Below are 13,398 nucleotides of genomic sequence, written 5' to 3' on the forward strand. Positions count from 1 at the left end.
ATTTTCGTTCCTTTACCATTATAAACAAAAATGTAGGAAAACAGAAAAAAAGGAATTACAGAAGAATGATTCATAATAGATGTCCGCAATGTAGAAAGGCAAAGTGCTACGAAGTATAGTAATGACGTATGAGGAATATCATATTCGTTATGGTGATGGGTCAGTGAAGTTTAAAAGCCTTAGTAATGACCATATGGTTACGGTAAATGAAGATGGAAAAGTACTATATCATTCACTTGTAGTAAATAATACGTGAAAGTCTGAGGAAATTGCTGGTCCGATGCATGAACTAGAAAAGAAACGATCTCGTTAACGGGATCGTTTCTTTTCATAAGGTTGATTTTAGGATAATACGGCTTGTACATAAGGATCTTGTAGAATTTTGTTAATGAATGGAAGCATGTCCGTGCGGAAGGGAATATCGATTGGAAATGGTTTTTGTGACCCGGGCTTAACACCGTATTGGACCATTTTATAATGTGTCTTTTCCTCATGCTTCAGCATGATGAATTTATAGCGGTTGTCATCTTGTTCAATCGAGAAATCAATGGAGATTGCATCATATGTCACACCACCATCTTTATATATGTAAGACTTTGGAGTTCCAATCCAGTCTATTTTTGCTTGTAAGTTCATATTTCTACCTCCTTACTGTCATTATAGAAAAATAAAAGCCAGCTCTCAAATATAAGAGAACTGGCTTATTATTTAGCAGTTATTGATTATTTTAAAATTTTCACTTTTACCGTTTTACGTCCCCATTTGTTAGCAACACTATCTGAACCAACTAGAACGTCGATACGGTTTCCTTTAATTGCACCGCCAGTATCACCAGCGATTGCTTCTCCATAACCTTCTACCCATACTTTTGATCCTAATGGAATCACTTTTGGGTCAACAGCAATCATTTTCATATTTGGATTCGCTGTTAGGTCATGACCCATTGCAGTTAATACACGGCCACCATATGTGCCGCCGTTTTCACTTGGATGAGCTGTATATGCTGTCGCTACAACCGTTAACTCACGGCCGCCAGCAGGCGCACTTGTAGCAGCTGCTTTTACTTGCATGGCAGGTTTTGCTTGCGCAGCTGATTTAGCAGGAGCTTGTGTTTCTTGTTTTTCTATTACAGGAGCTTTACCTGTTAAGAAAGGAACATGAACATAAGCTGTTTTCCCGTTATATTCAAATTGTAACCATCCATTTTGTACTTGGTTCGTCGTTTCGATTTTATCATCTTTCTTTAACGTACCAAGAATTTCTGAATTTGTGTTTGCTTCTGCACGTACATTTAATACGTTAGCAGTTACATAGTAGATGCTTTTTGTGAACTCTGCACTTACGAATACGTCTTTATCATTAAATTTGATTTGTGACCATCCGTTTTCTGTATTTATAACATCTAGTTTATGACCATTTAATACTTTTCCTACAACTTTTGATTCCGTAGTTGGGTTTTCTCGTACATTTAGTACGTCTGTTGTTACAACAGTTTCTGCACTAGCAGAAGTAGTGAAAATCCCAAGACCAAAAACTGCTGCTGTTGCTATACCAATTAATTTTTTCATGATAGCCTCCATTGCGTTTGTTTTCGTGTCCTCATTATAGCAACAGATTTTTTTAGAATTGGGGAAATCACAGAATTACAAACCATTCGTAAAGAATCATTAATACTTTGTAACATAGCAAAAAAGAATAGAAAGCGTTTTTCATTCCTTATTTTTAAGTAGTTTATATTATATATCCTTCATTTTTGATATAGTAGCTATTTTTCGGTAGAGATAAAAATATTACAAGGATATTACGAAAGTTTTACTAATAGGTTACATTCCTTGAGTATTTTACTAATTTATGACTAATATAGTTATATAAACATAAATATTTTATGTGTAGATTTAAAAATACGTAATATATCTCAACAAAAAACCGCATAATTGTTACAAAAAGAAAGAGTAAACATCCATGCATTTTCTCTTTTTTTACAACTGTAACACATCTTTTTTTAGGGAAGTAAATTCCTATCCGCATTTATCTCGCATCATTTGACATTGTAATCTTTACCTTTTGCTTTTCAAGGAAGTAAAAGATGATTTAAGGAGATACAAATTGTCTATAAGAATTCTAATTGGTGGCAATTATTTTACACATTTGTAGAAAGATATCGGCAGTATTACTGTAATTTATCCGATTTAACACATTGGAATTAATGTCATTTACAAAGCGAAAGAAACCTACGAAGGGGGATTTGATGAGGAAACTGACGAAAACATTTATTGTCTCATTGGTATTATGTCTTGCATTTACGATTTGGGGGATTATTCCTGAATCAATAATTGGAAAAGGAAGTTTAGGAAATGTCACAACCGCTATCCAGAATGTGTTAGTTAGTAAGTTTGGTTGGTTTTATATTATTTCTGTTTCTATTTTCCTAGGGATTTCTATCTTTTTAATTGTTTCAAAATACGGTTCGATCCGTTTAGGGAAAGATGATGATGAACCTGATTATAGTTATTTAACATGGTTTGCCATGTTATTTAGTGCTGGTATGGGAATTGGACTGATTTTCTGGGGCGTTGCGGAACCATTAAATCATTTATATGCACCACCATATGGAGAAAGTGCTACAGAACAAAGTGCACGTCTGGCGCTTCGCTTCTCATTTTTCCATTGGGGATTACATCCGTGGGGGCTATATGCGCTTGTAGCGCTTTGTATTGCGTATTTTACATTCCGAAAAGGAAAACCAAGTACCATTAGTGCGACCGTAGGCTCTTTATTTAAGAGTGGAGAGCATGGGCGCGTTGCACATATATTTGATGTATTAGCTGTCTTTGCAACAGTGTTTGGTGTTGCAACTTCGTTAGGACTTGGTGCACAACAAATCGCGGGCGGTATTGGGTATTTAACTCCTATACCGAATTCATTAACAACACAACTCGTGATTATTGGAATTGTAACAGTTCTGTTTATGTTATCTGCCCAAACAGGTTTGGATAAAGGGATTAAATATTTAAGTAATACGAATATTATTTTAGCTTTTGCACTGATGGCAATTTTATTATTTGCAGGTCCAACGAACTTTATTATGAATTATTTTACTTCGACAATTGGAGCCTACATTCAGGAGTTACCAAGCATGAGTTTCCGATTAAGTCCATTAGATAAAAGCGGAAATCAATGGATTCAATCATGGACAATTTTCTATTGGGCATGGTGGATTGCATGGTCACCATTCGTTGGGACTTTTATTGCTCGTGTATCGCGCGGACGTACGATTCGAGAGTTTGTAATTGGTGTACTGCTCGTTCCAACATTAATTGGGGCACTTTGGTTCTCTGTTTTTGGTGGTACTGGTATTCATATGGAATTATTTGACCATGCAAATATTTATGAACAAATTAAAGAGATGGGAACAGAAGTTGGATTATTCGCTGTGTTCGATCATATGGGTAGTATCGGTCCTGTGTTATCGGTACTTGCAATTCTGCTGATTTCAACGTTCTTTATTACATCGGCGGATTCTGCGACATTTGTTCTTGGTATGCTAACAACACATGGTAGTTTGAATCCACCAAATCGCATTAAGTTGATTTGGGGTATTGTTCAAGCAGCATTAGCAGCAATTTTACTCTATGTCGGTGGTTTAGCTGCATTACAGACAGCTTCCATTATTGCGGCGTTTCCATTTGCATTTGTTATCTTCTTTATGGTAGCCTCATTATTTAAAGAGTTGCAAAAAGAAGGGCGAAATCGCCAACGTAAATGATTGGAAAAAGAGCTGATTGGATCAGCTCTTTTTTTACGGAAAATAATATCGATAATTCGACAGAGAAGGTCGATCAGCTAATGAATTTTTTGTTTTTTTGCATTATTTTCATAAGTTATTCATGTTTTTGACAAAAAATTGTCAGAAATGTGTTGTCACTTTTCCATATATATGTTATATTATTTCCTGTAAGCGATTTCAATAAAGTTTTAAGCGTATTCAAGGGGGACAACTAGAACAATGAAACGTTACGAAAGAAAGTGGAAGCATATTTGTTTGAAACGTGTAGCACATCGCAATGTGCAAGAAAGCACGGAACCAAAGACGCAAGTAGTGAAAGAGCAACAAGACAAGCAATTGGTTTTACAAAAATAGCAGTCACTTTTTCGTATATAAATGAAAGTAGATCGTTCGTTGGGGGATGGACGTGAAACTTACTTTCGGCTAAGGGGTATTTGTCCGATATATAGACTTTTGGTCAAAAAATAAGCACAGAGCATACGGCGCTCTGTGCTTATTTTTTAATCAAACGTTTGTTTAAATAGGGCTACTTCTCTTTTTTGAACCGAACCGTTTTATCCCAACCGATGACTTGTTTTTTACTTTTTGCACGCAAATAAAGAATAAGGCTACGAATAAATAAGTAAGTAAAGAGCTGTGCATAGGTAAAGTACATCATGATACTAATGAAAATATTTATTGGTGTAAATGTTCTTTCAACACTTTGCGAACTAAATAGTTGGGCAGTATACGTAATATATGCGACATACCACATAAATAGTAACGGAATCGTATATTGAATGTGAAATAGACCAAGTAATCCTACAATGAACCAAACATTCGAGATGATTAGAAATAACCAAAAGACAAGGTACACGAGTACTTGCTGTAAGGAATGGACAAGCAACTTTCCTTTAAAGAAACTGAATGAAGAAAGTATCTTTTCTAAAATGTATAAGTTTCCTTGTAGCCAGCGTGTTCGTTGTTTAATCAAAATTTTTAAGTGCTCTGGTTCTTGTTCCCAGGTAACAGATTCAGGGACGATCGGTAATACATAGCCCTTTTGCGTAATTCGTAATGTCAGTTCCGCATCTTCTGCAATTGCATATGGATCATAGCCGCCGAGTTCTTCTACAGCAGACCGGCGAAGGAGCATATTTGTCCCTGTAAGAGAGCCAGTTTGAAATAACAGCCAGCGTCCGGATTGCATGAGCAGCTGGAAAATTTGAAATTCTAGCGAAATCATTCGGGTTAACCAATTTCGTTTCTCATTTATCGTTCGAACATGTCCCACTGCACCAACTGCATCCTCGGTTGTTTCAGCATATTCTACAAGCATTCGTAATGCATGTGGTTCGGGTTGATTGTCGGCATCATATACACAAAAATATTTACCATTAGAAATGCTAAGGCCATAATTTAATACGCGTGATTTCCCTTTTGGTTCGCCTGGAGGAACGCGAATATGACGAATATGAGCATAAGCTTTATCGAATGCATCTCCAATCTCGGGTGTTTCGTCTTTTGAGTTATCATTTAATAGATAAATGGTTAGTTGACCCGGATATTCAATCTTTGCCATTGCTTCTAGCGTATCTTTCATAACGATTCCTTCGTTATGTGCTGGAATGAAAATATCGACACTCGGATAATGTTCCAATACACGTTCTTTCTTCCTTCTATTTCGATGAATCAGCCCTGCAATCGTTAATAATGAATAATAAGCAAGTAGGGCTGAAAATAAGAAAGCAGTACAAATTAAAACATATTTAATAGAGAAGACGATGCTAATGAAAAGGGCAAGTATGCAAAATAGGAGAAAGAATAGCAAAATAATGAGTGTCATCATAAGGTTCTAGACTCCTGTCCATTCACTTGCTTTTGTGTGATTTGAATTTGTTGTATTGCATCGTCGGTTAGCCATTCTTTCATTTTCGGATGCAGTCGATTTATGACAATTTCAGCGCCAGCTATATCTGTATTTTGAAGTAAAGTCACGAAAGTATTATGATCATATTTTCCCACAAGGTCAAAATCTTGTCGTACAGTAGAAAGTAATAAAGAAGCGATGCGATCCATAACACTTTTCTTTGTATGTTTACTAAAAGATGTGAAATCGAAATAGATAATCATTCCTGTTTCTCTGCGACGTTTCATGGCAGCAATTAACAAAGTTTGGCGTCTTTCAAATTCTGTTCTTGTTAGGAGCTTTGATTCACCGATGTACTGTTCTAACACTTGTATTCGTTCGGTTAATTTTTTATTTTCCAGAATCACTTGTTTTAACATATAAGTTGAAATATATACAAAGAAGAAGTTAGCTACCATAAGGAAATGTGTAATCATATACTCCAATTGTAGGGGTGTGCTCCATAAGTAAACCCATGACTGGTAGAATAAATAGAATACAGAAAGAATCGTCCCAAGTATAAAGAGTACAAAAGCCTGTTTGTCTGGTATAAATAAAAACAGTATGTGAACAAGGACGTAGGAAATTGTAAAGAGTATAGCGTGTTTATATGTTGTTATATATATGGTTGTAAAATAAAATAAAATTTGTACAATCCAGAGTAGTAATACTTTTATAGAGTTATGCTTCATTTGATTCCTCCTAAGGCTCGTATTTGTAATATGCACAGTTATATAAGAATGAATCGTAGTTATTTTAATTTATACATACGGATATAGTGAAGGTTGTTCGTTTAGAAGTTTTCATATGAAAGGGGAGTGTATGAATCAAAAATAAAAGCCCATTCCAATGAGTTGGAATGGGCTTATCATTTTATAAGAACATCATACCTGCAACTGCTGCATTTAAGAAGTTCGCTAATGTACCAGCGATAACTGCTTTAATCCCTAATTGTGCAATTTGTTTTCGGCGCGTTGGAGCAAGTGTTCCTGTTACACCTAATTGAATTGCAATAGAAGAGAAGTTTGCAAAACCACAGATTGCAAATGTTAAGATCATAACAGTCTTATCAGAGAGCTCCGATATATGTGGTCCTAAGCTTGCATAAGCAACGAATTCGTTAATTGCAAGTTTCTGACCGATGAAACCAGCTGCTTGTACAGCTTCGTTTGGTGAAATCCCAATTAAGATAGCGAATGGTGATAATAAATAGCCAAAGATTAAATCTAGGCTTAATTTAATATGGAACCAAGAACCAATCCATCCTAATAGGCCGTTTAGTACAGCAATTAATGCGATGAAAGCCATCAACATTGCCGCTACGTTAATCACGAGTTGCATCCCTTCAGATGCACCACGTGCAGCTGCATCAATAACGTTTGCATCTTCACGTTCGGTAGAAAGCTTTACGTTGTTATCTGGTGTTTCTGTTTCCGGCATGATTAATTTTGCAATTAATAAGCTTGAAGGTGCTGCCATGATTGCCGCTGCTAATAAATGCTCAAGCGGAATTCCCATAGCTGCATAGCCGACAAGAACGGATCCAGCAACTGCTGTCATACCGCTTACCATAACGGTAAAGAATTCACTATTTGTTAAGCGTGCTAAGTACGGTTTAATTAAAATTGGTGCTTCTGTTTGTCCTAAGAAAACAGTTGTTACAGCATTTAAACTTTCGGCTTTAGAAGTTCCAAGAAGTTTGCTTAATGCGCCACCAACGATACCTACAAATTTTTGCATAATACCAAAGTAATATAAAATTGCTACTAATGAACTAATAAATACAATTGGAAGTAGTGCTTGAATTACGAATACAAATCCCCAAGGGCCTTTTGCGTTTACTAAGTCCCCAGCGACAAATTTAATCCCCTCATAAGAAAAGTTAATAAGACCTTGGACGCCTTCAGAAGCGATCTTTAATCCAGCTTTTCCAGCATCCCATCGTAATACGATGAAGGAAAATGTAATTTGTAGCGCTAGCGCAATTAAGATTGTGCGCCAATTAATAGCTCTGCGATTGGAAGATAATAAAAATGCGATTGCTAATACTCCAATCACACCGCCAATTCCCCATAAAAAATTCATGCAGTGTAAATCTCCTTTCTCATAGTAAAAAAGTATAAATAACGGATGTCTATACTGCTAGAAACATAACATCTTAAGTAACTTACCATACCGGACCTCTGAGGTCAAACATCCATATAAAAGTTTAAATAAAAAGAAAATTCATGAAGAAAACACATATAAACAGGAGAAAGGAGAAATAGGTTATATCTTTTCATGAGGAGAGATTTATTATGGTAACGTTATGAAATATTTTCATAGAATATAGTATATGAAATGAAGAGGAAGCGACATATTTTTAAAACAAGAAAAGAGCCTTCTAGCAATCTAGAAGGCTCTGAAACTATCAATTAAGGTGCTTTCGTATAACCTAAGAAATGACTCTTCCAATAAGAGTTACTTAATGAAGCAACAGCTACACCTTTATCTCCAGCTTGGATAAATGATCCACCACCAAGATAAATGCCCATGTGGGAAGGGCCTGATTTATAAGTGTTTTGGAAATAAATTAAGTCGCCAGGCTGTGGATTTGAAGTCTTTGGTAGGCTGCTCCAATATCCCGCCACACTTTGACGGCTAATGTTATGACCGAATTTTTTATATACATGGAAAATATAACCGCTACAATCCACACCATTAGCAGAAGTTCCGCCCCATACGTATGGAACACCTGCCATTGATTTTGCATATGCAAGGATAGATGAGTTATTACCACTATTATTTGTATTGTTATTATTATTGTTTTGCATGTTAGATGGTGTATTAGGTTTTGTTTCTACTGCACCACCAACTGGTGTTTTAGATAAGAACCGAGTTCCGATATAACCAGTTTGTCCATTATAGTTAATTTTACTCCAGCCTGCGTTTTCAGAGAGTACTTGAACTTTATGACCGTGAGGAAGAGCACCGATAATTCGGTAGTTTGTACCTTCGCCGCTACGTACATTTAATGCGGAGGCATTTACATAATAATCTCCAATAGCTCCCTGTGATTGTGGTGCCTGTTGTTTAGGTGGTTCTGGCTGAGCCGTTCCGCCCTTAACAAATTTTACAAATTCACTACTCACATACCCAGTTTGACCTTGGTGATTAATTTTAAACCAACCATTTTCGCTACCAGTTACGTGCAATGTTTGTCCGTTTAATACACCACCGATTACGCTATGGTATGTAGCTGGACCCGTACGAACGCGTAAAGATGTTGCATTTACAACGTAAGTTCCGCCAGTTTGGACAGTTACATGACTACCACTTTGATATTTTGGCTCTTCTTGATTTCCTTGAATGACATTTTCGTTAGAGCCGCCTTTTGTTACATAGTCTTTACTAATGTAAGCTGATTGGCCAGCATAGTTAATTTTAAACCAATCTTGCACTTCGCCAACAACTTGTACAACTTGTCCTTTACGAACAGATCCTAAAATAGTGTGAGAAGTGCTAGGTCCTGTACGAACGCGAAGGGAAGATACGTTTATCGTATAGTTTCCGCTTGCTGCTTGTACAGTTGCATGATTACTATTGTTATTTGCAGGGCTAGCGCTTGGAGAAGCACCAGATACAAATTGGCTGCTTACGTAACCAGTTTGTCCATTATGGTTAATTTTAAGCCAGCCATTCTCTTGACCGATTACGTTTAATGTTTGCCCTTCGTATACACGGCCTATAATAGAACTAGAAGTGTTAGGACTTGTGCGTACACGCAATACATCAGCCGTTACTTTGTTCTTTCCACCTGTGCTTACATTTGGTTTTGTTGCATTGCCTTGTGAAACGAACTCACTGCTCACATAACCAGTTTTTCCATTTAAGTTAATTTTGAACCAACCGTTTTCTTGACCAATGACATTTAACTTCTGCCCGTTGTACACGCGAGAGATAATGTGATGAGAAGTACCAGATCCTGAACGAACGTGTAACACATCAGCGGTTACAGTGTAATTTGAACTATTTGGTGTTGCGACTTGAACAGATCGTGTAGCAGGGTTTTGTGGATTTTGCTCTGGGGCAGCTTGAACACTATCAAGTGTTGGAGCTGCTCCTCCTGCTACAGACACCGCCGCAAGACCGGCAAGATATTTTTTCATGTTTTGTCGATTCCTTTCTGTCTGTAGTATAGTGAAGAAATATTTACCAACTGTTAAAAATTCTAAAAGGCATGTCGATTACTGTCAAGACTTATGAAGGAATCTGAATATGACAAAAAGGTTACAAGACAGAAACAAAGGTAGATTCTTTACATTGATTTTTATTTGAAATACATATATTTGAAAAAAATGAGCGGAACATTATTCGTATTTATGGAAAAGAAATGTCAGAAGTTGTGAAGCTCTGGACGAACGATTTTTGTAATAATTTCGTAATTGGTCCCACATGTCCATTTTGAATTGCGGTTCCATCAAGATGCGTCATCGGTAAAATTTCTATCGTGGTTCCTGTAAAAAAACATTCATCTGCATGGTAGACATCGCGAATACTAAAGAGCTCTTCCTGTACAGGAATCTTTAATTTATTTGCTAAAGATAGCGTATATTGGCGTACAATTCCATTTAAGATTAAGTGATTCGCAGGGTGTGTATAAAGAGTACCATTTTTTATAAGAAAGAAATTAGAGTGACTTCCTTCTGTAACGATACCGTTTCGAACGAGAAGAGCTTCTTTGCAACCTTTACGTTCGGCTTTTGTATAGGCTAATACGTTCGGTAATAAATTAAGGGATTTAATATCGCAACGTAACCAGCGCACATCAGGTTCTGATATAGCGCGTACTCCATATTCAATCCATAGGGAAGGTCGTTCTTTTTTCGATATATAAGCATAGATTGTTGGAGGTAAATCAAAGGGAAATGCATGTGCACGTGCTTGGATACCGCGGGAAACTTGAAGATAAATCGTCCCATCTTCGTGAAAGTGATTCTTTTCGATTAATTTGTAAAGTAATACAATGAGCTCCGCTTTCGAAAAGGGAAGTGATAATTCAATTTCTTCCATTGAGCGATAGAGCCTTGTTAAATGTGGCTCTAATAAATGAAAGTTGCCTTTATAGAGCCGAATGACTTCATAGACACCATCGCCAAATTGTAATCCTCGTTCTTCTAAACCTATGTATGGATTTTTTTTGTGTGCATCAATAATCGTCTCGTTCCACAGTATAAATCTTTCATATGCCAAATTACATCCCATCCTTTCCAAATCACATACGTGATGAGGCGTTTTTCTCATCCTGTATAGTAAATGTTATGAAATATATTTGTATGTTGTGATTTAGGAGTGACCAATATTTTATATATAAGCCAGTATTGTTATTGTATTTTGTATATACAAATTCGAAAATAAGAAATAAGAATCCTGCTTTTTCAATTAAAAAAAGCAACATTCATACGGAATGTTGCCAAGGAGGGTAGCTATATTTCATAGGGACATTGTCTTATGAAAGGCTTGGTGAGTGACAAAGCAAAATGCCTTTTACAGACAATTCGTGTCACTTCTGTAACACTAGAAAGTTGTGAACAAAATTCCAGTCATTTCTCATGGGGATGTATCGAACAAAATACGAGAGAAGAGAATGGTTTGGAATGTTGTTTACAAATTCAATTATAAAGATGTTTCGTGAATTTAATGTAAATATTTAGTGAAGATTATGTAATTTTAGTATAAAAAAAGGGCTGAGATTACTCAGCACCTTTTTTGTCTTCTTTAATAATTGTTTTAACTTCACCTGTTTTAATTTTGTTGCTTTCTGAGAATCGAAGTAAGTCTCCCTCGATGAGTTGATCGGACATGCGGAGCTCATTTTGTGCACGATCAATTAACGCTTGCGATTCCTCTTTTGGTAATTGTACAACTTCACCTGTCATACGGTCGTAGAATGTATTGTTTGCATACATATATTTATCCGTAACGAAACTACCATCGCGGAGAACAACGAATCCTTTATAATCTGGTGAGAATACGTCATGACCAAAGCGTACATCTTTACTTGAATCAACACCAAGTAAATTTAGGATGGTTGGTTTAATGTCAATTTCACCAGTTGGTTTTGAGATTGTTTTCCCTTCTTTTTGACCTGGAACGTGAATAAACATCGGTGTCTTTTGTAAGTTCATATGGTCAAATGTTGTAATTTCTTCTTTTCCTAAGAACTGTGCCATAGCACGGTTATGGTTTTCAGAAATACCATAGTGGTCACCGTAGAATACAATAACAGAATTGTCATAAATACCTTCTGCTTTTAGACGTTCAATAAAATGTTTCATTGCTTCGTCTAAGTAGCGAGCTGTTACCATATAGCGGTCAAATACTCCATCACCAGAATTGTAAGGTTCAATTAATTTCGTACCTTCATCATATGTGAATGGGTAATGGTTTGTTAACGTTAGGAAGCGAGTATAGAATGGTTGCTTCACTTGCTTTAACATATCAATGGATTGATCAAAGTATTCGATATCTTTTAATCCCCAGTTTAATTTCGTTTCTGGTGTAATCTTATAATCAAGTTCGTTGTAGTAACGATCATATCCTAATGCTGGATACATCATGTTACGGTTCCAGAATGTTGCGTTGTTTGCATGGAATACAGCTGTGTAATATCCTTGCTGACGTAGAATTTCTGGAGTCGCTGTATATTCGTTGTTACCGTGTGTGAAGAATACAGCACCGCGATCAAGTGGATACAATGATGTATCTACTAAAAATTCAGCATCTGATGTTTTTCCTTGCCCAGTTTGATGGAAGAAGTTATCAAAGTAATAACTTTCTTTTACAAATTGGTTTAAAAATGGCGTAACTTCTTGATCGTTTACTTTTGCCCCGATTAAAAACGTTTGTAAGGATTCAAGAGAGACAACGATTACGTTTTTCCCTTTTGCAATCCCAAACATGTTTGGATCCGGTTTGCTTTGTGTTGTTTTCACGTAGTTTTCTGTTTCTTGCAGCTTGCTACCATCAGCGAATGCTTTTTGGGAGCTTGATTTTGCTTGCAACCCAAGGTCATACACTTGGTGAGCATATAAACCTAAGTTTTTAACAAGCATAACGCGGTCAAATGAGCGTGTTAATAGTTCTGGACGTTCTGTTTCTGCCAGACCTAAGTTTGCAAAGAAAATGGCGATCGTTGATACAAAATATAAAGAACGCATTGGACGTGATACACGTTCTGTTTTTGCGAAATCTTGCTTTTTCTTAAGCAGTACGAAGAAAAGTATAATGTCAACAAAAGCAACGACGATTTTGTAGTTAAGAAGTTCTTTTACACTAGATCCTAACTGTCCGAAGTTAGATGTTTGCCCAAGAACTGGTAAAGTAACAAAGTCGTTATAGAATCCATAAAACATTACGTTACCAACTAGAATGATTGTTAACACAAAATCAATTCCAAGTGCTATATAGTTGCGTTTCTTTCCTTTTGCAAATAATGCAAGACCTACAAGCAGTAATGATGCTGCTAGTGGGCTAATAAATAAGATAAACTCTTGCATGAAAGATTCAAGTTTCAAATCAAAACTTGTACGTGTAATGATGTAAGTTTTCAGCCATAAAGCTAAAGCAACGAACAAAGTAAAACGTACATTATGAAATTGTGATTTTAAAGATTCCTTCATCCATTCCACCCTTTCTCTGTCAGGCTTGGTCGATTTTGGAGCGAAAAATGCTAAAATAAAAA

Annotated in this window: 11 protein-coding genes and 1 pseudogene; 4 read left to right on the plus strand and 8 right to left on the minus strand. The window is 36.3% G+C overall.

Annotated features, from left to right (window positions below):
* Positions 1-45: 45 nt before the first annotated feature.
* Positions 46-256: pseudogene (locus MR058_RS15585) on the plus strand (TcaA NTF2-like domain-containing protein); the annotation flags it as partial.
* Positions 257-342: 86 nt separating this feature from the next.
* On the opposite strand, the gene MR058_RS15590 reads toward MR058_RS15585, so the two are convergent.
* Both MR058_RS15590 and MR058_RS15595 read right to left on the minus strand, forming a co-directional pair.
* Positions 343-636 carry a DUF3910 family protein gene (locus MR058_RS15590; protein WP_242144862.1) on the minus strand — a complete coding sequence of 98 codons (294 nt, stop codon included), beginning with the start codon at positions 634-636 and terminating at the stop codon, positions 343-345.
* An 86-nt stretch (positions 637-722) separates the two neighbouring features.
* A complete protein-coding gene (locus MR058_RS15595; protein WP_242144863.1) occupies positions 723-1,568 on the minus strand; it encodes a cell wall-binding protein EntA in 846 nt (281 codons plus the stop codon).
* A 680-nt stretch (positions 1,569-2,248) separates the two neighbouring features.
* Between MR058_RS15595 and opuD the strand changes: the two genes are divergently transcribed.
* Positions 2,249-3,766, plus strand: a complete 1,518-nt coding sequence (opuD, locus tag MR058_RS15600) for a glycine betaine transporter OpuD (RefSeq protein WP_242144864.1) — start codon at positions 2,249-2,251, stop codon at positions 3,764-3,766.
* A 240-nt stretch (positions 3,767-4,006) separates the two neighbouring features.
* The gene (locus MR058_RS23330) at positions 4,007-4,141 is read left to right on the plus strand and encodes a hypothetical protein (RefSeq protein WP_087095574.1); all 135 of its coding nucleotides are present in this window, start codon (positions 4,007-4,009) and stop codon (positions 4,139-4,141) included.
* A 172-nt stretch (positions 4,142-4,313) separates the two neighbouring features.
* Here MR058_RS23330 and MR058_RS15605 read toward each other — a convergent pair whose 3' ends face one another.
* The 5 genes from MR058_RS15605 to MR058_RS15625 all read right to left on the minus strand — a co-directional run bounded on the left by MR058_RS15605 (position 4,314) and on the right by MR058_RS15625 (position 10,919).
* The gene (locus MR058_RS15605) at positions 4,314-5,615 is read right to left on the minus strand and encodes a glycosyltransferase family 2 protein (RefSeq protein WP_242144865.1); all 1,302 of its coding nucleotides are present in this window, start codon (positions 5,613-5,615) and stop codon (positions 4,314-4,316) included.
* Positions 5,612-6,367, minus strand: a complete 756-nt coding sequence (locus MR058_RS15610; protein ID WP_242144866.1) for a GGDEF domain-containing protein — start codon at positions 6,365-6,367, stop codon at positions 5,612-5,614. Before MR058_RS15610 ends, MR058_RS15605 begins: the two co-directional genes overlap by 4 nt.
* Positions 6,368-6,548: 181 nt before the next feature.
* Positions 6,549-7,760 (minus strand): NupC/NupG family nucleoside CNT transporter, encoded by a 1,212-nt coding sequence (locus tag MR058_RS15615; RefSeq protein ID WP_242144867.1) that lies wholly within the window; start codon positions 7,758-7,760, stop codon positions 6,549-6,551.
* A 329-nt stretch (positions 7,761-8,089) separates the two neighbouring features.
* Complete coding sequence (locus tag MR058_RS15620) at positions 8,090-9,823, minus strand: SH3 domain-containing protein (RefSeq protein WP_242144868.1); 1,734 nt, start codon at positions 9,821-9,823, stop codon at positions 8,090-8,092.
* Positions 9,824-10,034: 211 nt separating this feature from the next.
* On the minus strand, positions 10,035-10,919 hold the full coding sequence (locus MR058_RS15625; RefSeq protein WP_242144869.1) for a D-amino-acid transaminase: 885 nt from the start codon (positions 10,917-10,919) through the stop codon (positions 10,035-10,037).
* A gap of 246 nt (positions 10,920-11,165) precedes the next feature.
* On the opposite strand from MR058_RS15625, the gene MR058_RS15630 reads away from it, so the two are divergent.
* Positions 11,166-11,336, plus strand: a complete 171-nt coding sequence (locus tag MR058_RS15630) for a hypothetical protein (protein ID WP_242144870.1) — start codon at positions 11,166-11,168, stop codon at positions 11,334-11,336.
* Between the two features lie 71 nt (positions 11,337-11,407).
* Here the strand turns inward: MR058_RS15630 and MR058_RS15635 are convergent, their stop codons facing one another.
* Positions 11,408-13,336 carry an LTA synthase family protein gene (locus MR058_RS15635; protein WP_242144871.1) on the minus strand — a complete coding sequence of 643 codons (1,929 nt, stop codon included), beginning with the start codon at positions 13,334-13,336 and terminating at the stop codon, positions 11,408-11,410.
* Between the last annotated feature and the right edge of the window lie 62 nt (positions 13,337-13,398).

It is taken from the genome of Bacillus cereus group sp. BfR-BA-01430 (assembly GCF_022663115.1).
Lineage (GTDB): Bacteria > Bacillota > Bacilli > Bacillales > Bacillaceae_G > Bacillus_A > Bacillus_A cereus_BD.

What these genes read in the sequence shown, in the direction of transcription:
- MR058_RS15590 (WP_242144862.1), bottom strand. Translation starts at nt 636, where the DNA reads ATGAACTTACAAGCAAAAATAGACTGGATTGGAACTCCAAAGTCTTAC.
- MR058_RS15595 (WP_242144863.1), bottom strand. Translation starts at nt 1,568, where the DNA reads ATGAAAAAATTAATTGGTATAGCAACAGCAGCAGTTTTTGGTCTTGGG.
- opuD (WP_242144864.1), top strand. Translation starts at nt 2,249, where the DNA reads ATGAGGAAACTGACGAAAACATTTATTGTCTCATTGGTATTATGTCTT.
- MR058_RS23330 (WP_087095574.1), top strand. Translation starts at nt 4,007, where the DNA reads ATGAAACGTTACGAAAGAAAGTGGAAGCATATTTGTTTGAAACGTGTA.
- MR058_RS15605 (WP_242144865.1), bottom strand. Translation starts at nt 5,615, where the DNA reads ATGATGACACTCATTATTTTGCTATTCTTTCTCCTATTTTGCATACTT.
- MR058_RS15610 (WP_242144866.1), bottom strand. Translation starts at nt 6,367, where the DNA reads ATGAAGCATAACTCTATAAAAGTATTACTACTCTGGATTGTACAAATT.
- MR058_RS15615 (WP_242144867.1), bottom strand. Translation starts at nt 7,760, where the DNA reads ATGAATTTTTTATGGGGAATTGGCGGTGTGATTGGAGTATTAGCAATC.
- MR058_RS15620 (WP_242144868.1), bottom strand. Translation starts at nt 9,823, where the DNA reads ATGAAAAAATATCTTGCCGGTCTTGCGGCGGTGTCTGTAGCAGGAGGA.
- MR058_RS15625 (WP_242144869.1), bottom strand. Translation starts at nt 10,919, where the DNA reads ATGGGATGTAATTTGGCATATGAAAGATTTATACTGTGGAACGAGACG.
- MR058_RS15630 (WP_242144870.1), top strand. Translation starts at nt 11,166, where the DNA reads ATGAAAGGCTTGGTGAGTGACAAAGCAAAATGCCTTTTACAGACAATT.
- MR058_RS15635 (WP_242144871.1), bottom strand. Translation starts at nt 13,336, where the DNA reads ATGAAGGAATCTTTAAAATCACAATTTCATAATGTACGTTTTACTTTG.